Source organism: Streptomyces sp. NPDC053426 (assembly GCF_055585405.1).
In genome coordinates this window covers 139,231-162,466 of record NZ_JBVJKE010000011.1, presented here as the reverse complement: position 1 = coordinate 162,466, position 23,236 = coordinate 139,231, and the positions used below count along the sequence as shown (strand labels likewise).

The 23,236-nt window shown below is 70.5% G+C and carries 22 protein-coding genes; 13 read left to right on the top strand and 9 right to left on the bottom strand.

The window, feature by feature from the left end; translation table 11 throughout:
* Window positions 1–34 precede the first annotated feature (34 nt).
* Both ACZ62B_RS23080 and ACZ62B_RS23075 read right to left on the bottom strand, forming a co-directional pair.
* A complete protein-coding gene (locus tag ACZ62B_RS23080; protein ID WP_469691890.1) occupies window positions 35–856 on the bottom strand; it encodes a serine hydrolase domain-containing protein in 822 nt (273 codons plus the stop codon).
* 18 nt (window positions 857–874) lie between these two features.
* Entirely contained in the window at window positions 875–1,345 is a 471-nt protein-coding gene (locus ACZ62B_RS23075; RefSeq protein WP_344564786.1) for a GNAT family N-acetyltransferase, read from the bottom strand.
* A 96-nt stretch (window positions 1,346–1,441) separates the two neighbouring features.
* Between ACZ62B_RS23075 and ACZ62B_RS23070 the strand changes: the two genes are divergently transcribed.
* Entirely contained in the window at window positions 1,442–1,915 is a 474-nt protein-coding gene (locus tag ACZ62B_RS23070; protein WP_344564788.1) for a MerR family transcriptional regulator, read from the top strand.
* Entirely contained in the window at window positions 1,912–2,928 is a 1,017-nt protein-coding gene (locus ACZ62B_RS23065) for an aldo/keto reductase (RefSeq protein WP_469691888.1), read from the top strand. Before ACZ62B_RS23070 ends, ACZ62B_RS23065 begins: the two co-directional genes overlap by 4 nt.
* 83 nt (window positions 2,929–3,011) lie before the next feature.
* Here the strand turns inward: ACZ62B_RS23065 and ACZ62B_RS23060 are convergent, their stop codons facing one another.
* The 3 genes from ACZ62B_RS23060 to ACZ62B_RS23050 form a co-directional block, all read right to left on the bottom strand.
* Window positions 3,012–3,860 carry a DUF4429 domain-containing protein gene (locus ACZ62B_RS23060; protein ID WP_344564792.1) on the bottom strand — a complete coding sequence of 283 codons (849 nt, stop codon included), beginning with the start codon at window positions 3,858–3,860 and terminating at the stop codon, window positions 3,012–3,014.
* 66 nt (window positions 3,861–3,926) lie between these two features.
* Window positions 3,927–5,144 (bottom strand): alpha/beta hydrolase, encoded by a 1,218-nt coding sequence (locus ACZ62B_RS23055; RefSeq protein WP_344564794.1) that lies wholly within the window; start codon window positions 5,142–5,144, stop codon window positions 3,927–3,929.
* Between the two features lie 54 nt (window positions 5,145–5,198).
* Entirely contained in the window at window positions 5,199–5,888 is a 690-nt protein-coding gene (locus tag ACZ62B_RS23050; RefSeq protein WP_344564796.1) for a TetR family transcriptional regulator, read from the bottom strand.
* A 111-nt stretch (window positions 5,889–5,999) separates the two neighbouring features.
* On the opposite strand from ACZ62B_RS23050, the gene ACZ62B_RS23045 reads away from it, so the two are divergent.
* Together ACZ62B_RS23045 and ACZ62B_RS23040 are read left to right on the top strand one after the other, a co-directional pair.
* A complete protein-coding gene (locus ACZ62B_RS23045; protein WP_344564798.1) occupies window positions 6,000–7,619 on the top strand; it encodes an MFS transporter in 1,620 nt (539 codons plus the stop codon).
* Window positions 7,620–7,673: 54 nt separating this feature from the next.
* On the top strand, window positions 7,674–7,982 hold the full coding sequence (locus ACZ62B_RS23040) for a small hydrophobic protein (RefSeq protein ID WP_344564800.1): 309 nt from the start codon (window positions 7,674–7,676) through the stop codon (window positions 7,980–7,982).
* Between the two features lie 58 nt (window positions 7,983–8,040).
* Here ACZ62B_RS23040 and ACZ62B_RS23035 read toward each other — a convergent pair whose 3' ends face one another.
* Window positions 8,041–8,796 carry a potassium channel family protein gene (locus ACZ62B_RS23035; protein ID WP_344564802.1) on the bottom strand — a complete coding sequence of 252 codons (756 nt, stop codon included), beginning with the start codon at window positions 8,794–8,796 and terminating at the stop codon, window positions 8,041–8,043.
* 71 nt (window positions 8,797–8,867) lie between these two features.
* Window positions 8,868–11,615 (bottom strand): pyruvate dehydrogenase (acetyl-transferring), homodimeric type, encoded by a 2,748-nt coding sequence (gene aceE, locus ACZ62B_RS23030; RefSeq protein ID WP_344564804.1) that lies wholly within the window; start codon window positions 11,613–11,615, stop codon window positions 8,868–8,870.
* Window positions 11,616–12,021: 406 nt separating this feature from the next.
* Between aceE and ACZ62B_RS23025 the strand changes: the two genes are divergently transcribed.
* The 6 genes from ACZ62B_RS23025 to ACZ62B_RS23000 all read left to right on the top strand — a co-directional run bounded on the left by ACZ62B_RS23025 (window position 12,022) and on the right by ACZ62B_RS23000 (window position 16,530).
* Window positions 12,022–12,459: a DUF3052 domain-containing protein gene (locus ACZ62B_RS23025; RefSeq protein WP_030218400.1), complete on the top strand. Its 438-nt coding sequence runs from the start codon at window positions 12,022–12,024 to the stop codon at window positions 12,457–12,459.
* Window positions 12,460–12,568: 109 nt separating this feature from the next.
* Window positions 12,569–13,027: a peroxiredoxin gene (locus ACZ62B_RS23020; protein ID WP_344565073.1), complete on the top strand. Its 459-nt coding sequence runs from the start codon at window positions 12,569–12,571 to the stop codon at window positions 13,025–13,027.
* Window positions 13,028–13,188: 161 nt separating this feature from the next.
* Window positions 13,189–13,764: a calcium homeostasis/redox stress adaptation protein gene (locus ACZ62B_RS23015; protein WP_073935773.1), complete on the top strand. Its 576-nt coding sequence runs from the start codon at window positions 13,189–13,191 to the stop codon at window positions 13,762–13,764.
* 136 nt (window positions 13,765–13,900) lie between these two features.
* Window positions 13,901–14,476, top strand: a complete 576-nt coding sequence (locus ACZ62B_RS23010; RefSeq protein ID WP_073935772.1) for a TerD family protein — start codon at window positions 13,901–13,903, stop codon at window positions 14,474–14,476.
* A gap of 49 nt (window positions 14,477–14,525) precedes the next feature.
* The gene (locus ACZ62B_RS23005; RefSeq protein WP_344564808.1) at window positions 14,526–15,665 is read left to right on the top strand and encodes a DUF475 domain-containing protein; all 1,140 of its coding nucleotides are present in this window, start codon (window positions 14,526–14,528) and stop codon (window positions 15,663–15,665) included.
* A 127-nt stretch (window positions 15,666–15,792) separates the two neighbouring features.
* Window positions 15,793–16,530, top strand: coding sequence for a TerD family protein (locus tag ACZ62B_RS23000; RefSeq protein ID WP_344564810.1), 738 nt, complete (start codon window positions 15,793–15,795; stop codon window positions 16,528–16,530).
* A gap of 30 nt (window positions 16,531–16,560) precedes the next feature.
* Here the strand turns inward: ACZ62B_RS23000 and ACZ62B_RS22995 are convergent, their stop codons facing one another.
* Window positions 16,561–17,502: a TerD family protein gene (locus tag ACZ62B_RS22995; RefSeq protein WP_344564812.1), complete on the bottom strand. Its 942-nt coding sequence runs from the start codon at window positions 17,500–17,502 to the stop codon at window positions 16,561–16,563.
* Window positions 17,503–17,684: 182 nt separating this feature from the next.
* Between ACZ62B_RS22995 and ACZ62B_RS22990 the strand changes: the two genes are divergently transcribed.
* From ACZ62B_RS22990 to ACZ62B_RS22980, 3 genes are read left to right on the top strand one after another with little or no spacing between them, the layout of a single operon-like run.
* Complete coding sequence (locus tag ACZ62B_RS22990) at window positions 17,685–18,851, top strand: HpcH/HpaI aldolase/citrate lyase family protein (RefSeq protein ID WP_344564814.1); 1,167 nt, start codon at window positions 17,685–17,687, stop codon at window positions 18,849–18,851.
* A 29-nt stretch (window positions 18,852–18,880) separates the two neighbouring features.
* Window positions 18,881–21,529, top strand: coding sequence for a phosphoribosyltransferase (locus tag ACZ62B_RS22985; protein WP_469691987.1), 2,649 nt, complete (start codon window positions 18,881–18,883; stop codon window positions 21,527–21,529).
* On the top strand, window positions 21,529–22,341 hold the full coding sequence (locus ACZ62B_RS22980) for an HAD family hydrolase (RefSeq protein WP_344564816.1): 813 nt from the start codon (window positions 21,529–21,531) through the stop codon (window positions 22,339–22,341). Before ACZ62B_RS22985 ends, ACZ62B_RS22980 begins: the two co-directional genes overlap by 1 nt.
* Before the next feature lie 34 nt (window positions 22,342–22,375).
* Here ACZ62B_RS22980 and ACZ62B_RS22975 read toward each other — a convergent pair whose 3' ends face one another.
* Entirely contained in the window at window positions 22,376–23,167 is a 792-nt protein-coding gene (locus ACZ62B_RS22975; RefSeq protein WP_468724926.1) for a DedA family protein, read from the bottom strand.
* Window positions 23,168–23,236 lie beyond the last annotated feature (69 nt).

Genomic DNA, 23,236 nt, shown 5'->3' with positions numbered 1-23,236 from the left:
GTGGTCGTGGGGGCCGCCGGCCGGTGCGCGGGGCTCAGCCGCGCAGTTCCGCCAGCACCACGTCGGTGAACGGAGGCCACGCCTCGATCGCCCAGGGGCCGAAGGCGCGGTCCGTCAGGGCCACGCAGGCCGCGCCCGCGTCGGGGTCGATCCACAGGAACGTACCCGACTGGCCGAAGTGGCCGAAGGTGCGCGGGGAGGACGACGCGCCCGTCCAGTGCGGGGACTTGGAGTCGCGGATCTCGAGGCCGAGGCCCCAGTCGTTGGGGTTCTGGTGGCCGTAGCCGGGCAGGACGCCCTTGGTGCCGGGGTACTGGACCGTCATCGCCGCGGCGACCGTGCGCGGGTCGAGCAGGCGCGGCGCCTGCACCTCGGCCGCGAACCGCAGCAGGTCGTCCACCGTGGAGACGGCGTCCTTCGCCGGGGAGCCGTCGAGGGACGTCCGCGTCATCCCCAGCGGTTCCAGCACCGCCTGCCGCAGGTACTCCGCGAACGGGATCTCCGTCGCCTTCGCGACGTGGTCGCCGAGCTGCTCGAAACCGGCGTTCGAGTACAGCCGCCGCTCACCCGGTGCCGAGGTCGCCTTGTGCTCGTCGAAGGCGAGCCCCGAGGTGTGCGCGAGCAGGTGCCGGACCGTCGAGCCCTCCGGGCCTGCCGGTTCGTCCAGCTCGATCGCGCCCTCCTCGTACGCCACGAGCACCGCGTACGCCGCCAGCGGCTTGGTGACCGAGGCCAGCGGGAAGCGGTGCCCGGCGGGGCCGTGCGTGCCCAGGACGGTGCCGTCCGCCCGTACGACACCCGCCGCGGCGGTGGGAACCGGCCAGTTCTCGATCAACGCGAGGCTCTTCAGCGACATGCCGTCGAGCCTAAGCGCTCAGAGGGTCAGCTCCAGCAAGGGGTCCGGCTTGGGCCTGAAGCCCATCGCGACGTACAGCGGCTCCGCCTGCGCGGACGCGGTGAGGCGGACCCGCCGGGCGCCGCGCTCGCGGAACCACTCCAGCAGCGCCTCCATGCACCCGCGCGCGTAGCCGCGGCGGCGGGCGTCCGGGTCGGTGGCGACGCTGAAGACGTAGCCGTCGGTGCCGTGCGGATTGCGCGCGCCGCCGATGCGGTACTCCAGCGAGCCGGCCACCAGCGCCGCCAGCGCGCCCGGCCGCTCCGGATGGTCCACGACGAACGCCACGAAGGTGCCGTCCGGCTCGGACAGCCTGTCGCGCAGCACGGGCAGCGACTCGGCGTGCCAGGCCGTGGACGGGTCGGACAGGGGCATCGAGTCGATCATCACCTGGCGCAGACGCAGTACTTCCTCCGCGTCCTCGGGTGTCGCACGGCGTACAGAGATCATGGCCGTACGCTAATCAGCCACCCGCCTCCGCGTCCCGTCCGTTTCTCATCTTCGCCGCTTGCCTGGAGTGCACTCCAGGGTTTTAGCGTGGGGGTCATGACGGTGACGGAGACGGAGACCACCACGGGGGCCGGCGCGGACACCTGCGCCGGGCCGCCGCAGGGGGATCGGCGGCCGGACGGCGCGGACAAGTACACGATCAGCGAGGTCGTCGCCCTCACCGGGCTGACGGCGCACACCCTGCGCTGGTACGAGCGCATCGGGCTGATGCCGCACGTCGACCGGTCCCACACCGGCCAGCGGCGCTACAGCAACCGCGACCTCGACTGGCTCGCCCTCGTCGGCAAGCTCCGCCTGACCGGGATGCCGGTCGCGGACATGGTGCGGTACGCGGAACTGGTCCGCGCGGGCGACCACACGTACACCGAGCGTTTCGAACTGCTGAAGCAGACCCGCGAGGACGTGCTGTCCCGGATCGCCGAACTCCAGGGCACGCTCGCCGTGCTCGACCGGAAGATCGGTTTCTACGCGGACGCAGGGCGCGCCCTGGCGTCGGAGAGGGCACGATGACCAACGGCATGATCGGTACGGCGGCACTGGGCGAGGGCGGCCCCGAGGTGGGCGTGCAGGGCCTCGGCTGCATGGGCATGAGCTTCGCGTACGGGCCCACGGACGCGGACGCCTCCCGGGCGACCCTGGAGCGGGCCCTGGAGCTCGGCGTCACGCTGTACGACACGGCGGACGCGTACGGCGCGGGGGAGAACGAGCGGTTCCTCGCCCCCTTCTTCAAGGCGCACCGGGACGAGGTGGTCGTCGCCACCAAGTTCGCCCTGTCGATCCCGCCGGAGGACCCGACCCGGCGGGTCATCCGCAACGACGCGCCGTACATCCGCGAGGCCGTCGAGGCGAGCCTGAAGCGTCTGGACGTCGACGTGATCGACCTCTACTACATGCACCGGCGCGATGTGAACGTGCCGATCGAGGAGACCGTCGGCACCATGGCCGAGCTGGTGCGCGAGGGCAAGGTCAAGCAGCTCGGCCTGAGCGAGGTCACGGCCGGCGAACTGCGCGCCGCGCACGGGGTGCACCCGATCGCCGCCGTGCAGTCGGAGTGGTCGCTGTTCAGCCGGGACATCGAGGCGAAGGTCGTACCGGCCGCGCGTGAACTGGGCGTGACCCTGGTCCCGTACTCCCCGCTCGGCCGCGGCTTCCTGACCGGATCCTTCGCCGACGCCGACCAGGACCTGACGGCCGACGACTTCCGTCGTCAGATGCCCCGCTTCACGGGCGCCAACGCGACGGCCAACGCGGCGCTGCTGGACCCGATCCGCACCGTCGCCGAGGCCCACGACGCCACCCCGGGCCAGATCGCCCTGGCCTGGGTCCACCAGCAGGCGGAGCTCCACAACCTCCCGGTGATCCCGATCCCGGGCACCCGCAAGCCGACGAGGGTGGAGGAGAACACGGCGGCGACCCACATCACCCTGACGCGGGAGGAACTGGCCCTACTGGAGCCCATCGCCAAGAAGGTGGCGGGCACCCGCTACAAGGACATGGCGTTCACTTCCGCAGGCAGGGAGTAGAACAACCCACCCAGGGGCGCGGGGAACTGCGCGACCAGCCACAAACGGCCGTGGGCCGAAACACAACCGCACTAGGCGGAACGCTAAAGCTCCGCGAGCAACTCCGCCTTCTTGGAGGAGAACTCCTCATCGGTCACCAGGCCGGCCTGATGAAGCTCCCCCAAGTGCCGGATCCGCTCGGCGATGTCCGCGGGATCACGGCGCGCCCGCGCCGTGGATATCGCCGGCACCGGCGCGCAGTTGCGCACCGCGGCCAGCACGGCCGCCGCGAACGGCAACGACTCGTGCACGGGCCCGTACCCCAGCCCGAACACCACGGCGGCCGGATCCTGGTCGGCCTGCGCCGGCGGAGCCCCCGCGTCCCGCCGCAGCAACCGCAGATGCCCCTCGAACACCTCCGGCGACCGCCACTCCACCCCGCTCAGCTCACCCACCGGGAACCGCTGGTCCCCGGCCTTCCACTTCGCCGACGACGCCCCCGTCCAGAACCACCGGAACGCCACCGCGCTGCCGTCGAAGGTCGCCTTCCCGTCGTACGCCTTGAACTGCAGCGGCGCCTCGGGCGCGGCCACCAGATGGCGTTCGGCGGGCCCGGACTCGGTGAGCTGCGCGCGCAGTTCGTCGGCGTAGTACTCGGCGAGCGTCTCGCGTTCGGCGGGCAGCACCAGCCGGTAGGGGTCGCTGCTCTCCTTCAACTGCCCGGCGGCGGCCTCCATCAGCGGATCGGCACCGGGCCGGAGCTCGATCCGCAGGACCACCGTCCCGCGCTTCCCGGGCGCGAGGGTCACCCCCTCGACCGCCTCCAGCGGAACACGCCGCTCCCCGAGCGCCTGGAACAGCTTGGGTGTTCGAATCCCCCGTTCGTACCGGATGAGCACGGAGTCGGACTCGAACTCCCAGGCGGCATGAAATCCGGCCAGTACGTCACCCATGCGGCTCATCGTATGCGGCACGAGCTTCTCCGTCCCTTCCCCACGCATACCGCAGTATCTCCGCCTCTACGCGCGTCCGGTAGTGGTCGTACCGGACAAACCCGTCCGGCAGAGGTCGTCCTCGTCCGCACAGGACACCGCGCGGTATGCGCCAACACCGATCTCGGCGAAGTTCCGCAGACTGTCCGTGCCCGGTACGAAGTACCCGGCGTGGCCCTCGGCCTCCCGTGCCGACAGCACCCGCGCACCGAATTCCGCCGTCACCGGGTCGGCCCCGTGGCCCAGGCCGCCGAGCTCCAGGTACGGCACGTCCTGGATCCAGTCGTCGGCGTCCCGCATCGCCCACACCCGGGCGGTGGTGCGCAGTTGGGAGGCGTTCTCGACGCGCATGCCGGGGCTGCCGGCCACCGCGATGTCGGCCACCCGCTCCGGCAGACCGTGCGCGGCGATCCCGCACACCACGGAGCCGTAGCTGTGGCAGAACAGCGAGACCGGGGCGATCCCGGGCAGTCCGCGCACCAGCGCGTCCAGCCGCACCGCGCCGTCCTCGGCGCGCATCGCCGTGGCCGCGTCCATGCCGAGCCCGCGGGGGGCGGTGTAGTCGGCCCAGGCGATCACGGCCGTACGGGTCGTGGGGTCGGCGGCGCGCTCCGCCGCGTACAGGGACTTCGCCATGCCGGCGGGGGCCGAGTACGCGCGGTTCGTGCGCTGGAAGGTGAGCAGGTCGGTGTCGACACCGGGGACCACGACCGAGACCCGCTCGGCCTTGCGCAGGTCGCCGAAGACCTCGGCGACCCGGCCGGAGCCCGACGGGTCGAAGGCGAGGATGTGCCGGCCGGGGCGCATCAGCGCCTCGAAGCGGTCCATCCGGCGTGCCGCCTGCCGCTGGCCCGAGGCGGTGAGACGGCTGTCGTGCACGCGTTCGAGCTCGACCTTGCGGGCCTGCCCCAGCGCGATGCGGTTGGCGCGGTAGCGCAGCTGGACCGGTGCGCCGTTCATGTTGCCGACCGCGAGCGGGTAGCGGCGGGCGAGACTCGCGCGCTGCCCCACGGTGAGGGAGGCGAAGAACCGGGCCAGCCGCGCGGGCGCCGAATCCGGGTCCGGCAGCCGGTGGCCGGCTATCCGGCCGTGCTCCCACGCGTTGAGCGACGCCTGGAGCGGAGTGGGGTGGCGCTGATGGCGCAGCGCCGTCCAGCCCGTGGTCGCCAGCATCACGAAAACGACGGCGAGCGCGAGCAGCATGCGCCAGACGTTCAGTTGCGGGGAGGTGTCGAAGGAAGTCACTGAAAGGACACACTAGGAGAACGGGAGAGTCTCGCGTGACCCAAGTGACTGGGATCACGTTTCGTCGTGTCGATTCGGGGCTCGATCCGTACGCCAGTTCCCCGCGAGCGCGGGTCCCACGTGGTCCAGGCAGGTCGTCATCAGGTCCCGCATGGCCGACGCGCTGAAGTCGTCCCCGGCGGACCAGCGCCGCTCCGCCACCCGGATCACCCCGCCGAACGCGGCCACCAGGATCCTCGGCCGGGGGTCGGCGTCCACGTCGAGCCCCTCGCGCTCGGCGACGATGCGCGCCAGCTCCTCCTCCAGCTCCGCGGCGCGCCGCAGATGGGCGGCGAGCAGGGCGGGCGTCGACTCGATCACCCGGTAGACGCGCATGTGCAGTTCCAGGGGGACGAGCTGTTCGACGGCCTCGTTGATGCCGTCCCAGCTGTCCAGCACGGCCCGGCGCAGCACCTCCAGCGGCGCCTCGTCCGGCGGGCGGTCGCGTACGGCCTGGACGACGTGCGACTCCGCGAGCCGGGGGACGAAGAACGCCACCTCCTCCTTGCTCGCGAAGTAGCGGAAGAAGGTGCGCTGGGAGACGTCGACGGCCGCGGCGATGTCGTCGACGGTCGTCCCCTCGTACCCGCGCGTGGCGATCAGCTCCAGCGCGGCCCGGACCAGCGCGTCCCGAGTGCGCTGCTTCTTGCGCTCTCTCAGACCCGGCCGCGGCAGCGCACCCACGGCGGTCCCGACCGTCTCCATTGCCCCTCCTCGAACTGTTTCCCCAGTTCAGGCTATACGCAGATGTCCTGTCAGTAACCGACTAGTGAAATGGTTTGTCAACTGTCAGCGGCTGACATTAGTGTCGAACGTATGACTAGTCAGACCACCATCGACAAGACGGGGCCGGGGGACGGCACGCCGGCCGCCCCGTCGGACGGGACCCCGGGCAAGGGGCTGCGCGGGCACCCCTGGTACACCCTCATCACCGTCGCCGTGGGCGTCATGATGGTGGCCCTCGACGGCACCATCGTGGCCATCGCGAACCCGGCCATCGGCGCCGACCTGGGTGCCTCGCTGTCGGAGCTCCAGTGGATCACCAACGCCTACTTCCTCGCCCTCGCGGTCTGCCTGATCACCGCGGGCAAGCTCGGTGACCGCTTCGGCCACCGCCAGACCTTCCTCATCGGTGTCGTCGGCTTCGCCGCCGCGTCGGGGGCCATCGGTCTGTCCGACAGCATCACACTGGTCGTCATCTTCCGGGTCTTCCAGGGCCTGTTCGGCGCGCTGCTGATGCCGGCCGCGCTCGGTCTGCTGCGGGCCACGTTCCCGGCCGAGAAGCTCAACATGGCCATCGGCATCTGGGGCATGGTCATCGGCGCCTCCACCGCGGGCGGCCCGATCCTCGGCGGTGTCCTCGTCGAGCACGTCAACTGGCAGTCGGTGTTCTTCATCAACGTGCCGGTCGGCGTCCTCGCCCTCGCGCTCGGTGTGTGGATCCTGCTCGACCACCGCGCGGAGAACGCCCCGCGCTCCTTCGACCTGCTCGGCATAGCGCTGCTGTCGGCCGCGATGTTCTGCCTCGTGTGGGCCCTGATCAAGGCTCCGGAGTGGGGCTGGGGCGACGGCTACACCTGGAGCTTCGTCTTCGCCTCGATCGCCTGCTTCGGGGCCTTCGCCTTCTGGGAGACGAAGGTCAAGGAACCGCTGGTCCCGCTGGCCCTGTTCCGCTCCGTACCGCTGTCCGCGGGTGTCGTGCTGATGGTGCTGATGGCCATCGCCTTCATGGGCGGCCTGTTCTTCGTCACCTTCTACCTGCAGAACGTGCACGGCATGAGCCCGATCGACGCCGGTCTGCACCTGCTCCCGCTCACCGGCATGATGATCGTCGGATCGCCACTGGCCGGAGTGATGATCACCAAGGTGGGCCCGCGCATCCCGCTCGCCGGCGGCATGGCGTTCACCGCGCTCGCCATGTACGGCATGTCCACGCTGGAGACGGACACCGGCAGCGGTGTGATGTCCCTCTGGTTCGCCCTGCTGGGTCTCGGCCTCGCGCCGGTCATGGTCGGCGCCACCGAGGTCATCGTCGGCAACGCGCCGCTCGAGCTCTCCGGTGTCGCCGGTGGTCTCCAGCAGGCCGCCATGCAGATCGGCGGCAGCCTCGGTACGGCCGTGCTCGGCGCCGTGATGGCCTCCAAGGTGGACAGTGACCTCGAGGGCAACTGGGCGAAGGCCGGGCTCCCGCCGCTCACCCCGGAACAGGCCGACCAGGCCTCCGAGGCCGTGCAGGTCGGTGCGGCCCCCGTGGCCGGGGGCACCCCGGAGCAGATCGCCGCGAAGATCACCGACGTCGCCCACGACACCTTCATCTCCGGCATGAGCCTGGCGTCCCTGGTCGCCGCCGGAGTCGCCGCCGTGGCGGTGCTGGTCGCCTTCCTCACCAAGCGCGGTGAGAACGCGGAGGCGGGCGCGGGCGTCGGCCACATCTGAATTCACCGCGGAAGCGGGGGTACCCGCCATATCGGCCAACCCTTCAGGGAGTTGATGATGGCGAGCTTCGGACACCGAACGCGCGGGCACCCCCGCACACGTGGCCGGACGTGGTCACGGTCCGGGCCGGATCGCGCGACGCTCGGGGTCGTCGGAGCCGTGTGCGCGGTCGCCGGTTTCTTCGTGCTGGGGATCGTCCTCGGCCCGGTGGCGATCGTCTGCGGCTGGCTCGCCATGGGCCGAAGCCGGACGGGTCCCCGCCCGGTACCGGCCCTGGTCGCCCTCGTCCTGGGCGCCATCGACACGCTCCTGGCCGTCGTCTTCCTGGCCGGAGCGAGCACATCGGGTCACGGCATGTTCTGACCCGGAGGCCCGAAGAGGTAGTGATATCGAGGTGAGCCCCCGGCACGGCGCCGGGGGCTCACCCGTGTTCGGGCTGCGGCTCCGCGGCCGGGGCCGACTTCAGCGCCGCCACCTCGGCGCGCAGCGCCCGGACCTCCCGGGTGAGCGTCTCGATGGCCTCCGTCTGCCGCTGCTCCTCCGCGTCGTCCTTCTCGAAGCGGGCGATGAACCAGGCGGCGATGTTCGCGGTCACCACACCGAGCAGCGCGATCCCGGACAGCATCAGCCCCACGGCCAGCACGCGTCCCAGACCGGTGGTCGGCGCGTGGTCCCCGTAGCCCACGGTCGTCATCGTCGTGAAGGACCACCACACCGCGTCGTCCAGCGTCCGGATGTTGCCGTCCGGCGAGTCCCGCTCCACCGAGAGCACCGCGAGCGAGCCGAACATCAGCAGCCCGACCACCGCCCCGGCGACGTACGTCGTCAGCCTGATCTGCGAGGCCAGCCGGGCACGCTGCCCGACCAGCAGCAGCGTCGACACCAGCCGCAGCAGCCGCAGCGGCTGGATCAGGGGAAGCAGCACCACGCACAGGTCCAGCCAGTGCGTCCGCAGGAACACCCGGCGCCGTTCGGCGAGCGCGAGCCGGACGGCGTAGTCGACCGCGAACGCGCCCCACACCGTCCACTCCACGGCCGTGCACAGGGCGACCACGCCCTGGCTCGCGTCGGGCCGGACGATCGGCACGGCGTAGGCGACGGCGAAGACCAGGGCCAGGCCGAGGAGCGGCCGCTGGGTGCGGTGTTCCCAGCGGACCTGGGCGGAGTGCTGCTTCATGGCCCGCATCGTAGGAAACGGGACGGGGCGGTGCGCCCGCAGGTGCGCCGCCCCGCCGCCGGCCCCGCGCGTTACGCGTCGCCGCCCGCGACCCCCGGGTCCGCCGCCGCGACGTCCAGGAGCTGGTAGCGGTCGATGGCCTGCTTCAGCACCGAGCGGTCGAGGTGCCCCTCCCGCGCCAGCTCCGTCAGAACCGCCACCACGATCGACTGCGCGTCGATGTGGAAGAACCTCCGCGCCGCCCCCCGCGTGTCCGCGAACCCGAACCCGTCCGCGCCCAGCGACTGGTACGTCCCCGGCACCCACCGGGCGATCTGGTCCGGCACCGACCGCATCCAGTCGGACACCGCCACCACCGGTCCCTGCGCCGCCGCGAGCTTCCGCGTCACGTACGGGGTGCGCTGCTCCTCCTCCGGGTGCAGCAGGTTGTGCCGCTCGCAGTCCACCGCCTCGCGCCGCAGCTCGTTCCAGGAGGTCGCCGACCAGACGTCCGCCCTGACGTTCCACTCCTCCGCGAGGATCCTCTGCGCCTCGATCGCCCACGGCAGCGCGACCCCGGACGCCAGGATCTGCGCCGGGAGCGAGCCCGCCGTGCCCTCGCTGAAGCGGTAGAGGCCCTTGACGATGCCCTCCGCGTCGACGTTCTCGGGCTCGGCGGGGTGCTGGATCGGCTCGTTGTACACCGTCAGGTAGTAGAAGACGTCCTCGCCGTGCGGGTGCTTCTCGTCGGAGCCGTACATCCGGCGCAGCCCGTCCTGCACGATGTGCGCGATCTCGTAGCCGAAGGCCGGGTCGTACGCGACGCACGCCGGGTTCGTGGACGCCAGCAGCTGCGAGTGGCCGTCCGCGTGCTGGAGACCCTCACCGGTCAGCGTCGTACGTCCCGCGGTCGCACCCAGTACGAAACCGCGCGCCATCTGGTCGGCCATCTGCCAGAACTGGTCTCCGGTGCGCTGGAAACCGAACATCGAGTAGAAGACGTACACCGGGATGAGCGGCTCGCCGTGCGTGGCGTACGCCGATCCCGCCGCGATCAGCGAGGCCGTGCAGCCGGCCTCGGAGATGCCGTCGTGCAGCATCTGCCCGTTCGGCGCCTCCTTGTAGGCGAGCAGCAGCTCCCGGTCCACGGACTCGTACTGCTGGCCGAGCGGGTTGTAGATCTTCGCGCTCGGGAAGAACGAGTCCATGCCGAACGTGCGGTACTCGTCCGGCGCGATCAGCACGAACCGCTTGCCGATCTCCTTGTCCCGCATGAGGTCCTTGAGGAGACGGACGAAGGCCATGGTCGTCGCGATGGACTGCTGGCCCGAGCCCTTCTTCACGGTCGCGTACGTCTTGTCCTCGGGCAGCCGCAGCGGCTTCGACCGCACCACCCGCGTCGGCACGTACCCGCCGAGCGACTTGCGGCGGTCGTGCATGTACTGCATCTCCTCCGTGTCCGGCCCCGGGTGGTAGTAGGGCGGCAGACCGGACTCGAGGTCCTTGTCGGAGATCGGCAGGTGCAGCCGGTCCCGGAAGTGCTTGAGGTCGTCGACCGTCAGCTTCTTCATCTGGTGCGTGGCGTTGCGGCCCTCGAAGTTCGGGCCCAGCGTCCAGCCCTTGACCGTCTTCGCGAGGATCACCGTCGGCTGGCCCTTGTGCTCGGCCGCCGCCTTGTACGCCGCGTAGATCTTGCGGTGGTCGTGGCCGCCGCGCCCCAGGTGCAGGATCTGGTCGTCGGTCATGCCCTCGACCATCGCGCGCAGCCGGTGGTCGTCGCCGAAGAAGTGGTCGCGGATGTACGCGCCCGACTCGGTGGCGTACGTCTGGAACTGGCCGTCCGGCGTGGTGTTCATCCGGTCGACCAGGATCCCGTCCCGGTCCTGCGCGAGCAGCGGGTCCCAGGTGCGGTCCCAGATCAGCTTGATCACGTTCCAGCCGGCGCCCCGGAAGACCGACTCCAGCTCCTGGATGATCTTGCCGTTGCCGCGCACCGGGCCGTCCAGCCGCTGCAGGTTGCAGTTGACGACGAAGGTCAGGTTGTCCAGGCCCTCACGCGCGGCGAGGGTGAGCTGGCCCAGCGACTCCGGCTCGTCCATCTCGCCGTCGCCGAGGAACGCCCACACGCGCGAGCGCGAGGTGTCCGCGATGCCGCGCGCGTGCATGTAGCGGTTCATCCGCGCCTGGTAGATCGCGCCGATCGGGCCGAGGCCCATCGACACGGTCGGGAACTCCCAGAAGTCCGGCATCAGCCGCGGGTGCGGATACGACGACAGGGTGTACGGCGCCTTCGACTTCTCCTGGCGGAAGCCGTCCAGGTGCCGCTCGCTCAGCCGGTCCAGCAGGTACGCGCGGGCGTAGATGCCGGGGGAGGCGTGCCCCTGGAAGAAGACCTGGTCGCCGCCGTCGCCCTCGTCCTTGCCGCGGAAGAAGTGGTTGAAGCCCACGTCGTACAGCGACGCGGAGGACGCGAAGGTGGCGATGTGGCCGCCGACCCCGATGCCCGGCCGCTGCGCGCGGGAGACCATCACCGCGGCGTTCCAGCGGGTGGCGTTGAGGATCTTGCGCTCGATCTCCTCGTTGCCCGGGAAGAACGGCTCGGCGCGGGTCGGGATCGTGTTGACGTAGTCCGTGCTGCGCATCTCGGGCACGGCCACGCGCTTCTCGCGGGCACGTTCGATCAGTCGCAGCATCAGATAGCGGGCCCGCTCCCGGCCGCGCTCGTCGACCGCGGCGTCGAGGGAGTCGAGCCACTCCTGGGTTTCCTCGGGATCGAAGTCAGGAACCTGACTCGGAAGGCCGCCAATGATGATCGGGTTGCGATCGGATGCGGAAGCCACGCTGTTCCTTACCTGTCAGAGGGCCGTGAGACGGGCCGCTGTTTTTCACCGGTACGGCCCGGATTGCGCCGCTCCCCATGGTCCACCTCGGGGCCGTCGGCGTCATCTCTACCGGGAGGTAATCCGCGGTCGCGACCAGTACGGTGTGCATGGGGCTCGTCCATTCGAGTCTTCGTACACGTAGACGGTTCCCAAAGGGCCAAACGGGGCACAAAGGTGTGGTGTGCGTCACTTCGGGCCATGATGGTGTGCCTGGAGTTGCGGTGACCCGGCCAGGATCGTCACCGTTTCGGCGGTCTGCACGGCCGGGTACTTGCGCGATCCGTCCCGCCCGTGTGGACTACGGCCAATGCTTCGCGCACGCGCGTGGCTGAGATATTCCCAAGACATGATCAGGAGGCAACCCGTGAGCGCGACCGCGGACCACGCGGAGGAGCGGACGAACCCTGCCGCCAGGCTGGGGTTCCAGCCCGGGCAGGTGGTCCAGGAGATCGGCTACGACGACGACGTCGACCAGGAGCTCCGCGAGGCCATCGAGGGCGTCATCGAGAGCGACCTCGTCGATGAGGACTACGACGACGTGGCTGACGCCGTTGTGCTGTGGTTCCGCGACGACGACGGCGACCTGACGGATGCGCTGGTGGATGCCACCACGTACATCGAAGAGGGCGGCGCGATCCTGCTCCTCACGCCGAAGACGGGCCGTTCGGGCTACGTGGAGCCGAGCGACATCTCGGAGGCGGCCACCACGGCGGGCCTGACGGCGGCCAAGAGCGTCAGTGTGGGCAAGGACTGGAGCGGCAGCCGGCTGGCGACGCCGAAGGCGGCTAAGTCCAAGCGGTGAGCCACCCGCGGACGGGCCGGTCGCGTCACGCGTCGGCCCGTCCGTCGGCCTGTCGTGCTCCCTGCGTAGGGTGGTCGGAGCGAACCACCCCGAAGGGATGAACACGACGATGGCGATCCAGGTCGGCGACAAGGCCCCCGACTTCGAACTCAAGGACAACCACGGGGCGACCGTGAGGCTGTCCGACTTCCGCGGGCGGAAGAACGTGGTGGTGCTCTTCTACCCGTTCGCCTTCACCGGCGTGTGCACCGGTGAGCTGTGCGAGGTCCGCGACCGGCTGCCGCAGTTCTCCGACCGCGACACCCAGGTGCTCGCCGTCTCCAACGACTCCATCCACACCCTGCGCGTCTTCGCCGAGCAGGAGGGCCTGGAGTACCCCCTGCTCAGCGACTTCTGGCCGCACGGCGACGTCTCGCGCGCGTACGGCGTCTTCGACGAGGACAAGGGCTGCGCGGTGCGCGGGACGTTCATCGTCGACAAGGAGGGCGTCGTGCGCTGGACCGTCGTCAACGCCCTGCCGGACGCCCGTGACCTGAACGAGTACGTCAAGGCGCTCGACACCCTGTAGTCGCGTCAAAGCGCTCGACACCCGTGGATCCGGCCCGACACCCTGTGATTCTTCGGCCGCGGGGCCTGCGGCGGCCGGGAACCCGTCACTAGGATCGACTCGTTGATCCGACATCCAACGCACTACGGGGCACCCCGCCCCAGGACACCAATGGAGGACTCGTGGGAGTCAGCCTCAGCAAGGGCGGCAACGTATCGCTGACCAAGGAGGCGCCGGGCCTGACCGCGGTCATCGTCGGTCTGGGGTGGGACATCCGCACCACGACCGGTACCGACTTCGACCTCGATGCCAGCGCCCTGCTGCTGAACAGCGGCGGCAAGGTCGCCAGTGACGCGCACTTCATCTTCTTCAACAACCTGAAGAGCCCGGACGGATCGGTCGAGCACACCGGTGACAACCTCACCGGTGAGGGCGAGGGCGACGACGAGCAGATCAAGATCAACCTCGCCGGGGTCCCCGCCGACATCGAGAAGATCGTCTTCCCTGTCTCCATCTACGACGCCGAGAACCGCCAGCAGTCCTTCGGCCAGGTGCGCAACGCGTTCATCCGCGTCGTCAACCAGGCCGGCGAGGCCGAGATCGCCCGTTACGACCTGAGCGAGGACGCCTCCACCGAGACCGCCATGGTCTTCGGTGAGCTGTACCGGCACGGCGCGGAGTGGAAGTTCCGCGCCATCGGCCAGGGCTACGCCTCGGGCCTGCGCGGCATCGCGCAGGACTTCGGCGTGAACGTCTGAGAGGCCCTGCGGGGCGGCCACGCCCGAGCCCGGCCGCCCTCCGCGGCCACACCGCCCGGCGCCGCACGGTTTACGTGCGGCGCCGGACGCGCAGGACCACCTGAGAAACATCACCACCCGGGGAGGGACCAGCATCATGGGCGTCACGCTTGCCAAAGGGGGCAACGTCTCCCTGTCCAAGGCCGCACCCAACCTCACACAGGTCATGATCGGACTCGGCTGGGACGCGCGCTCCACCACCGGAGCCGACTTCGACCTCGACGCCAGCGCGCTGATGTGCAGCGGCGGCCGGGTCATGGGGGACGAGTGGTTCGTCTTCTACAACCAGCTCAAGAGCCCGGACGGCTCGGTGGAGCACACCGGTGACAACCTCACCGGTGAGGGCGACGGGGACGACGAGTCCCTGCTGGTCGACCTCCCCAAGGTGCCGGCTCAGTGCGACAAGATCGTCTTTCCGGTCTCCATCCACATGGCCGACGAGCGCGGCCAGACCTTCGGCCAGGTCAGCAATGCCTTCATCCGCGTGGTGAACCAGGCGGACGGCCAGGAACTCGCCCGTTACGACCTGAGCGAGGACGCGTCCACCGAAACCGCGATGATCTTCGGCGAGCTCTATCGCTATCAGGGCGAATGGAAGTTCCGTGCGGTGGGGCAGGGGTACGCGTCGGGGTTGCGGGGCATCGCTCTAGACTTCGGAGTCAACGTTTCGTAAAGCCGATCACGGCAGCGGGGGAGACCCGTTAACACACCTGGGGTAGCCAGTGGTTCTGAAAACCTTCGGCTGGTCGTTCGCGGTCACCGCGCTCGGCCTGGTCGCAGCGATCCTCTTCGGGGGGTGGACCGCCTTCGGAATCGTGGCGATCCTCTCGATCCTCGAGATCTCGCTGTCCTTCGACAACGCGGTGGTCAACGCCGGCATCCTGAAGAAGATGAATGCCTTCTGGCAGAAGATCTTCCTCACCATCGGCATTCTGATCGCCGTCTTCGGCATGCGGCTGGTCTTCCCCGTCGTCATCGTCGCCGTCAGCGCCCAGCTCGGCCCGATCGAGGCCGTCGACCTCGCGCTCAGCGACAAGGACCGTTACCAGGAACTCGTCACCGACGCCCACCCGGCGATCGCCGCGTTCGGTGGCATGTTCCTGCTGATGATCTTCCTGGACTTCATCTTCGAGGACCGGGAGATCAAGTGGCTGGCGTGGCTGGAGCGCCCGCTGGCCAAGCTCGGCAAGATCGACATGCTGTCGGTCTGCATCGCGCTGATCATCCTGCTGATCTCCGCCATGACCTTCGCCACCCACGCCCACCAGCACGGCGGCACGCACGTCGACAAGGCCGAGACGGTCCTGCTCGCCGGTATCGCCGGTCTGATCACCTACATGATCGTGGGCGGGCTCTCCGGCTACTTCGAGGACAAGCTCGAAGAGGAGGAGGAGCACGAGCACGAGGAGGAGGAGAAGGCCGCCCGCGAGGGCAAGCCCCGCACGGTGGTGGCCATGGCCGGCAAGGCCGCGTTCTTCATGTTCCTCTACCTGGAGGTCCTGGACGCGTCCTTCTCCTTCGACGGCGTGATCGGCGCCTTCGCCATCACCAACGACATCGTCCTGATGGCCCTCGGCCTGGGCATCGGCGCCATGTACGTGCGGTCCCTGACCGTCTACCTGGTCCGCCAGGGCACCCTGGACGAGTACGTCTACCTGGAGCACGGCGCGCACTACGCCATCGGCGCCCTGGCGCTGATCCTGCTCGTCACCATCCAGTACGAGATCCCCGAGCTCATCACCGGCTCCATCGGCGTCATCCTGATCGGCTGGTCCTTCCTGTCCTCCGTGCGCCGCAACAAGCGGCTCGCGGAAGCCGAGGGAAACGCAGGCGACAAGACTGAGGTCACCTCCGGGGTGTGACAGCCCTCCGGGTGAGGAACGCTCTCGACGGGGCGGCCACCGAGGACCACTCCTCGGGGCCGCCCCGTCGGCCGTCCGGGAGTTCCGGCGGCCCGAGCGGGGTTCGGCGACTGGACTTGGGGCGGGAATGGGTTTCCTGGACGGACTGTGGCGCGGACGTGAGAGCGCCTTCGACTCGGGCAGCGCGGCCAGCAACGCCATCGAGCTGACCAAACGGCACGGTCAGGTGTCCCTGACCAAACAGGGCGCGGCCACCGGCCATCTGCGGATCAACCTGAGCTGGCGGATGCGGACCTCCGACTTCGGCGGCTCCCAGCGGGAGAGCCTGCTGCGCCACCCCCTCAAGGCGCTCAAACCGCCGGAGGTCGTCGGCCACAGCCAGTCCATGGTCAACGTCGACCTCGACCTCGGCTGCCTGTACGAGCTCCAGGACGGCACCAAGGGCGTGGTCCAGCCCCTCGGCGGCTTCCTCGGCGACGTCAACGCCGCGCCGTACGTCAAGCTCAGCGGCGACGACCGGTTCGGGTCCGGCTCGGGCGAGACCATGTACGTCAACCTGGACCACCGCGAGAACATCAAGCGCCTGCTGGTCTTCGCCTACATCTACGACCAGACACCCGCGTTCGACCGCACGCACGCCATGGTCACGCTCTACCCCAGCAGCGGCCCGCGGATCGAGATCGGCCTCGACGAACGCCACCCCCAGGCCCGTTCCTGCGCCGTGGTGATGATCGAGAACGTCAAGAACGAGATCCTCGTCCGCCGCGAGGTGAAGTTCGTGTACGGATTCCAGGCGGAGCTGGACCGGCTGTACGGGTGGGGGCTCCAGTGGGGGAGGGGCTTCAAGACGAAGGCCGATCGCTGAGAAGCCCTTGATCGCGCGGGTGCCGGCCCGTCAGCGCCCGATGAACTGCGGGCCCTGCGGCGGAAGCCGGAAGTCCGGGTCGGGGGAGGCGGCGGCCGGCGGCGGGAAACCGTACCCGCCCGGCGCCCCCGCGGCGGCCGTGGCGGGCGCCGGCGGGTAGCCGTAGGCGGGCTGGCTGGTCGGCTGCGGATAGCCGTAGGCCGGCTGCGTGGCCGCGGGCTGCTGCGGCGGATAGCCGTAGGCGGGCTGCGCGGGCACCCCCGCCGGCTGCTCGGGCGGCAGCGGCCGGGACACCTCGGGCACCGGCGGGGCGAGCTGGGCCTGCGGCTGCGTCAGGGCCTCGGAGGAGGTCCGGTCGGAGGCCGGTACGTGCGCCGTCGGGGGCGGAAGCTGGGTGACGTCCGAGGGGTCGGGCTCCTGCGCGGCCTCCGACTCGTCCACCGAGATGCCGAAGTCGGTCGCCAGGCCCTTCAGGCCGTTCGAATAGCCCTCGCCGAGCGCCCGGAACTTCCAGCCCTCACCGCGCCGGTACAGCTCACCGCAGATCAGCGCGGTCTCCTCGCCGGTCTCCGGCTTGATGTCGAAGTACGCCAGCGCGTCCCCGTCGGCGGCCTGCGCGTCGTACAGCAGGATGCGCAGGTCCCGTACGCGGTCGAAGGCGACGCCGTCCGCCGACGCGACGAGCAGAATCCGGCCGACACCGGACTCGACACCGGCGAGATCCGTCTGGATCGTGTCGGTCAGGCCCTCGGCGACGCGCTTCTTGCCGAGTCGCCACACCTGCCCGGCAGGGTGCCGTGGCTGGTTGTAGAAGACGAAGTCCTCGTCGGAGCGCACACGACCGTCGGGGCCGAGGAGCAGCGCGGAGGCGTCGATGTCCGGCACCCCCTGCCCGGGCGACCAGCGCAGCACGGCACGTACCGTGGTGGCCTCGAGAGGGACGTTCGACCCCTTGAGCATCGCGTGCGTCATGCGGCCATCCTGCCTTCTCCGTCCTGGTCACGACAACGCGGGGGGTTGGGGTCGACACGGCGGGGTTACCTGAAGTTCATGCCCCGAGGGAACCGCTGACATGGATCCCTACGTACTATTACCGGCCACCTTCCGACATTCCACGGATTCCATAGATTCCAGAGAGGCCACGGGGGAGTTCAATGCGTCATTTCGGGCACATCGCCCCTGCGGTGCGGAAACGTCTCTTCTACCGGGAGCCCGGCGAGTTCACGCCGGATTCCCCGGCCCGGCTGCTCTCCGCGGCCCTCGGCGCCACGCTCTACAGCCCCGCGACCCGGCCCCGGCTCGCCGACGACGTCGTCAAGCAGGGCGGACGCGGTGTGGTCTCCATGGTGTTGTGCCTGGAGGACTCCATCGACGACGCCGACGTGCCCGCCGGTGAGGAGAACCTCGTACGGCAGTTCACGGACCTGGCCGGGCGGCCCGGGGCGGACCTGCCGCTGCTGTTCATCCGGGTCCGCACCCCCGAGCAGATCCCCGACCTCGTCCGCCGCCTCGGCCCCTCCGTCGCGCTGCTGTCCGGATTCGTACTGCCGAAGTTCACCGCGGAACGCGGCCTGCCGTTCCTGGAGGCGCTGGCCACCGCCGAGGCCGAAAGCGGCCACCGGCTCTTCGCCATGCCCGTGCTCGAGTCGCCCGAACTGCTCTACCGCGAATCCCGCGTCGAGACCCTCGAAGGCATCTTCCGCGCCGTCGACAAGTACCGCGACCGCGTCCTCGCACTGCGTCTGGGCGTGACCGACTTCTGCTCCTCCTACGGGCTGCGCAGGGGCCCCGACATGACGGCGTACGACATCCAGGTCGTCGCCTCCGTGATCTCCGACGTGGTGAACATGCTGGCCCGGGCCGACGGCACCGGATTCACCGTGACGGGGCCGGTCTGGGAGTACTTCCGGGTCCAGGAACGCATGTTCAAGCCACTCCTGCGGCAGAGCCCCTTCCACGAGGTGCAGGCCGTGGCACTGCGCGAGAAGCTGATCGAACACGCCATGGACGGCCTGCTGCGAGAGATCTCCCTCGACCGGGCCAACGGCCTGCTGGGCAAGACCTGCATCCACCCCTCGCACGTACTCCCCGTGCACGCGCTGTCCGTCGTCAGCCACGAGGAGTTCAGCGACGCCCAGGACATCCTCCGGCCGGAACGCGGCGGCGGGGGTGTACTCAGGTCCGCCTACACGAACAAGATGAACGAGGTGAAACCCCACCGCGCCTGGGCCGAGCGGACCCTGCTGCGCGCCGAGGTCTTCGGCGTCACCAACGAGGACATCGGCTTCGTGGAACTGCTCGCGGCAGGTCTGGCCGAGTGACCGGGACGGAGAAGACTGTGAACGAGGGGATGCGCCACCCGGCGCGTCACGCGACCCGGACCGGCGAGGACATATGGTCCGGCAGCTGGGTCACGGAGCGGCTCGGCGTCGAACTGGCCGGGGACGAGAGCCTGCCCGGACTGCTGGGGCTGGCACTGCGCCGCAACCCCAAGCGGGCCCACCTGCTGGTCTCCAACGTCCTCGGCAAGCACGTCCCCCAGTCCCCGTCCGTCGTGTACGGCCACGGCGTCGCGCTCGGCCGCCGGGTGCGGGAGCTGCTGGGCGACTCGGCGGAGGACGCGGTGGTCCTCGGCTATGCCGAGACCGCGACCGGTCTGGGGCATTCCGTCGCCGACGGCCTGGGCGCCGCACCCTATCTGCACTCCACCCGCCGCCCGGTCGCGGGAACCGCCACGGCCGGCGGCTTCGAGGAGTCCCACTCCCACGCCACCTCCCACCTGCTGCTCCCGGAGAACCCGTCCCTGTTGGCCGGGGACGGCCCGCTGGTCCTGGTCGACGACGAGTTCTCCACGGGGAACACGGTGCTGAACACCGTCCGGGATCTTCACGCGCGGTATCCGCGGGGGCGGTACGTCGTGGTCGCCCTCGTCGACATGCGGTCGCCCGCGGACGCCGGACGGCTGGACGGGTTCGCCCGCGAGATCGGGGCACGCATCGACCTGGTGACGACCGCGTCGGGCACGGTGCGGTTGCCTGACGGCGTCCTTGAGAAGGGGCAGTCCCTGGTGGCGCGGTACGAGAGTGCCGCGGGGAGTGGCCGGGCGTCCGCGGCTGCGTCGGGGCCGGCCGCGCGGTTCCCCGCGCCCCTCGAGGGAGATGCCCGCCCCCCGAGCCCGGAAGCCGACGCCCGGACAAACCCCCCGGGGGCGCGGGGCGCAGTCGAAACCGCGGCTGCCGCCGCGCGGGCGCGACCGGCCACAACCGGCCCGCACCCGAACGACGAGCGCACCACACGAGTGGACCTGCGCTGGCCGGACGGCCTCCCCGACGGCGGCCGCCACGGCTTCACCCCCACGCACCGAGCCCGCCTCGAACACGCACTCCCCGGCATGGCGGCCCGCCTCGCGAAGGCACTCCCCGATGACGCGCACCGCGTCCTCGTCCTCGGCTTCGAGGAGCTGATGTACGCCCCGCTGCGCCTGGCGGACGAGCTGGAGCGGACCGTCCGCGCCGACGTGCGTTTCTCCACCACCACCCGCTCGCCCGTCCTCGCCGTCGACGACCCCGGCTATGCGATACGCACCCGCCTGGTCTTCCCCGCCCACGACGACCCCGCCGACGGCCCCGGCGAGCGCTACGCCTACAACGTCGCCGGCGGCGGCTTCGACACCGTCGTCGCCGTCGTCGACTCGGCCGCCGACACCCCCGCACTGCACGCGCCCGACGGCCTGCTCGCCCGGCTCGCCGCGCACACCCCGCAGGTCCTCCTCGCGGTCGTACCGTCCTACGTACCCGCAGCCCAGGACGCCCGACCGGACGCCCCCGAAAGGCCCGCCACCATGCTGCCCGAGCCCCTCAGAGGCCCCGCCTTCTCCTCGTACGCGCCCGAGGAGGTCGGCTGGCTGCTCCAGGACCTCTCGGACGTGACGCTGGAGGCGCCGACCGAGGAGCGCGAGGAGGCCATCCAGAGCGGCGGCGCCCACTACGCGGAGTCGCTGCCCGTGGAGTACCAGCCGAGCGAGCGGTACCAGGAACTGTTCCACGCGGCCCTGAACGAGTCGGCGGCCCGCCTGGCCCACGCGGTGGGCGTGGTCACCGAGACCGTGCTCGCCGAACGGTCTCCCCGCCCGGTGCTCGTCTCCCTGGCCCGCGCGGGCACCCCCGTGGGCATCCTGATGCGCCGCTGGGCGCAGTACCGCCACCATCTCGCCCTCCCTCACTACGCTGTTTCGATCGTCCGCGGCCGGGGCATCGACGCCACCGCGCTGCGCTGGCTGGCCGCCCACCACGACCCCCGGGACGTGGTCTTCGTCGACGGCTGGACCGGCAAGGGCGCCATCACCCGCGAACTCGCCCAGGCCGTCGAGGAGTTCGAGAAGACCGAGGGCGTCACCGGCTTCGACCCGGAGATCGCGGTCCTGGCCGACCCCGGCTCCTGCGTCCGCACCTACGGCACCCGCGAGGACTATCTGATCCCCTCCGCCTGCCTCAACTCCACGGTGTCAGGCCTGATCTCACGCACCGTTCTCCGCGCCGACCTGGTCGGCCCGCACGACTTCCACGGCGCCAAGTTCTACCGCGAACTCGCCGGCGCGGACCTCTCGGTGGCCTTCCTGGACGCCGTCTCCGCCCGCTTCCCGGAGGTCACCGACGCCGCCTGCGCCCAGGCCAAGGAACTCCTCTCCACCGACCGCACCCCCACCTGGGAGGGCTGGGCGGCGGTCGAACGCATCAGCGAGGAGTACGGCATCCACGACGTGAACCTCGTCAAGCCCGGCGTCGGCGAGACCACCCGGGTGCTGCTGCGCCGGGTGCCCTGGAAGGTGCTCGCCCGAGCCGGAGCCGGCAGCGACCTCGACCATGTACGCCTCCTCGCCCAGCAGCGGGGCGTCCCCGTCGAAGAGGTCGACGGACTCCCCTACACCTGCGTCGGACTGATCCACCCCCGCTACACCCGCGGCGCCACCGGCGCCGACGGCAAGGCGGTGACCCGCTGATGCCCGTCATCGTCGCCAGCGACCTCGACCGCACACTCATCTACTCCGCCGCCGCCCTCGCCCTGACCATGCCGGACGCACGGGCACCCCGGCTGCTGTGCGTGGAGGTCCACGAGAGCAAGCCCCTGTCCTATATGACGGAGACGGCGGCACAGCTCCTCACCGACCTCGGCGACGAGGCCGTGTTCGTCCCCACGACGACCCGCACCCGCAAGCAGTACCAGCGCATCAACCTCCCCGGCCCGCCGCCGACCTACGCGATCTGCGCCAACGGCGGGCACCTCCTCGTCGACGGCGTGTCCGACCGGGACTGGCACGCCCGGGTGCTCGCCCGGCTGGCCGACGAGTGCGCCCCGCTGTCCGAGGTGCAGGACCATCTGCTGCGGACCGCCGACCCGGTCTGGGTGCGCAAGCACCGGGTCGCCGAGGACCTCTTCGCCTACCTCGTCGTCGAGCGGGAACTGCTGCGCGAGGAGTGGGTGAAGGAACTCGGGGAGTGGGCGGAGAACCGCGGCTGGACCGTGTCCCTCCAGGGCCGCAAGATCTACGCCGTGCCGGGGCCCCTCACCAAGAGCGCGGCCATGCGCGAGGTCGCCCGCCGCACCGGAGCCGATCTCACCCTCGCCGCCGGCGACTCCCTCCTCGACGCCGACCTGCTCCTCGCCGCCGACCGGAGCTGGCGCCCCGGCCACGGCGAACTCGCCGACGCCGAATGGACGGCCCCCGCGATCAGGGCCCTCCCCGAGCGGGGAGTCCTGGCCGGCGAGCGCATCCTGCGCGAGTTCCTGCAGACGGTGCGCTCACCTCGGTGAGACCGTACGACCGGGAGGCCGTGCGGCCGGGGCGTCAGCGGTGGCGTCGCAGGCTCATCGTGTCGGCGGAGTCGTACCCGTGGGCGGGTGCGTCCCCGCCGGCGTGATCGGCACCGGCGGCCGGGTGCGACGGGCGTATCCGGTCCGTGCCGGCTCGCCCGTCCCGCCGACGGCGGCGGCCGTCGCCCGAGCGCAGCATCCGCAGGACCACGAACGCCACCAAGGCCAGCGCGGCCACGCCGAGGACCACCTTCGAGTACGCCGACACGATGGTCGACACCTGCTCCCAGTTGTCCCCCAGCGCATACCCCGCGAGCACGAACACGGTGTTCCAGATCGCGCTGCCCAGCGTGGTCAGACCGAGGAACAGCGGCAGCCGCATGCGCTCCACACCGGCCGGCACCGATATGAAACTGCGGAAGAGCGGAATCATCCGGCCGAGGAACACCGCCTTCGGCCCGTGCCGCAGGAACCAGGCCTCCGTCCTCTCGATGTCCGCGACCTTCACCAGCGGCAGCCGCTCCGCTATCGCCACCGTCCGGTCCCGGCCGAGCAGCGCGCCCACTCCGTACAGCGCGAGCGCACCGATCACCGAGCCGGCGGTCGTCCACAGCAGCACGGCGAGCAGACCCATCCGCCCACTGCTCGCGGCGAACCCCGCCAGCGGCAGGATCACCTCGCTGGGGATGGGAGGGAAGAGGTTCTCCAGCGCGATGGCGAGGCCGGCCCCGGGGGCGCCCATGGCGTCCATGAGGTCGTTGACCCACTGCGGTCCGGCACTCCCGTCCGCTGCCGCTGTGATCGTGTGCGCTGCGATGGCTGTCATGCCTGCCACGCTAGAGAACCGGAGCTGAAGGAACGCTGAGGAAAGCCGCACGATGCCCTGTGGTACTCC

Coding starts and splice junctions, on each gene's coding strand:
- ACZ62B_RS22990 (WP_344564814.1), top strand. CDS start 17,685: ATGCGTCATTTCGGGCACATCGCCCCTGCGGTGCGGAAACGTCTCTTC.
- ACZ62B_RS23045 (WP_344564798.1), top strand. CDS start 6,000: ATGACTAGTCAGACCACCATCGACAAGACGGGGCCGGGGGACGGCACG.
- ACZ62B_RS22975 (WP_468724926.1), bottom strand. CDS start 23,167: ATGACAGCCATCGCAGCGCACACGATCACAGCGGCAGCGGACGGGAGT.
- ACZ62B_RS23050 (WP_344564796.1), bottom strand. CDS start 5,888: ATGGAGACGGTCGGGACCGCCGTGGGTGCGCTGCCGCGGCCGGGTCTG.
- ACZ62B_RS23080 (WP_469691890.1), bottom strand. CDS start 856: ATGTCGCTGAAGAGCCTCGCGTTGATCGAGAACTGGCCGGTTCCCACC.
- ACZ62B_RS22985 (WP_469691987.1), top strand. CDS start 18,881: ATGCGCCACCCGGCGCGTCACGCGACCCGGACCGGCGAGGACATATGG.
- ACZ62B_RS23000 (WP_344564810.1), top strand. CDS start 15,793: ATGGGTTTCCTGGACGGACTGTGGCGCGGACGTGAGAGCGCCTTCGAC.
- ACZ62B_RS23010 (WP_073935772.1), top strand. CDS start 13,901: ATGGGCGTCACGCTTGCCAAAGGGGGCAACGTCTCCCTGTCCAAGGCC.
- ACZ62B_RS23065 (WP_469691888.1), top strand. CDS start 1,912: ATGACCAACGGCATGATCGGTACGGCGGCACTGGGCGAGGGCGGCCCC.
- ACZ62B_RS23040 (WP_344564800.1), top strand. CDS start 7,674: ATGATGGCGAGCTTCGGACACCGAACGCGCGGGCACCCCCGCACACGT.
- ACZ62B_RS23070 (WP_344564788.1), top strand. CDS start 1,442: ATGACGGTGACGGAGACGGAGACCACCACGGGGGCCGGCGCGGACACC.
- ACZ62B_RS23060 (WP_344564792.1), bottom strand. CDS start 3,860: ATGGGTGACGTACTGGCCGGATTTCATGCCGCCTGGGAGTTCGAGTCC.
- ACZ62B_RS22980 (WP_344564816.1), top strand. CDS start 21,529: ATGCCCGTCATCGTCGCCAGCGACCTCGACCGCACACTCATCTACTCC.
- ACZ62B_RS23075 (WP_344564786.1), bottom strand. CDS start 1,345: ATGATCTCTGTACGCCGTGCGACACCCGAGGACGCGGAGGAAGTACTG.
- ACZ62B_RS23035 (WP_344564802.1), bottom strand. CDS start 8,796: ATGAAGCAGCACTCCGCCCAGGTCCGCTGGGAACACCGCACCCAGCGG.
- ACZ62B_RS22995 (WP_344564812.1), bottom strand. CDS start 17,502: ATGACGCACGCGATGCTCAAGGGGTCGAACGTCCCTCTCGAGGCCACC.
- ACZ62B_RS23020 (WP_344565073.1), top strand. CDS start 12,569: ATGGCGATCCAGGTCGGCGACAAGGCCCCCGACTTCGAACTCAAGGAC.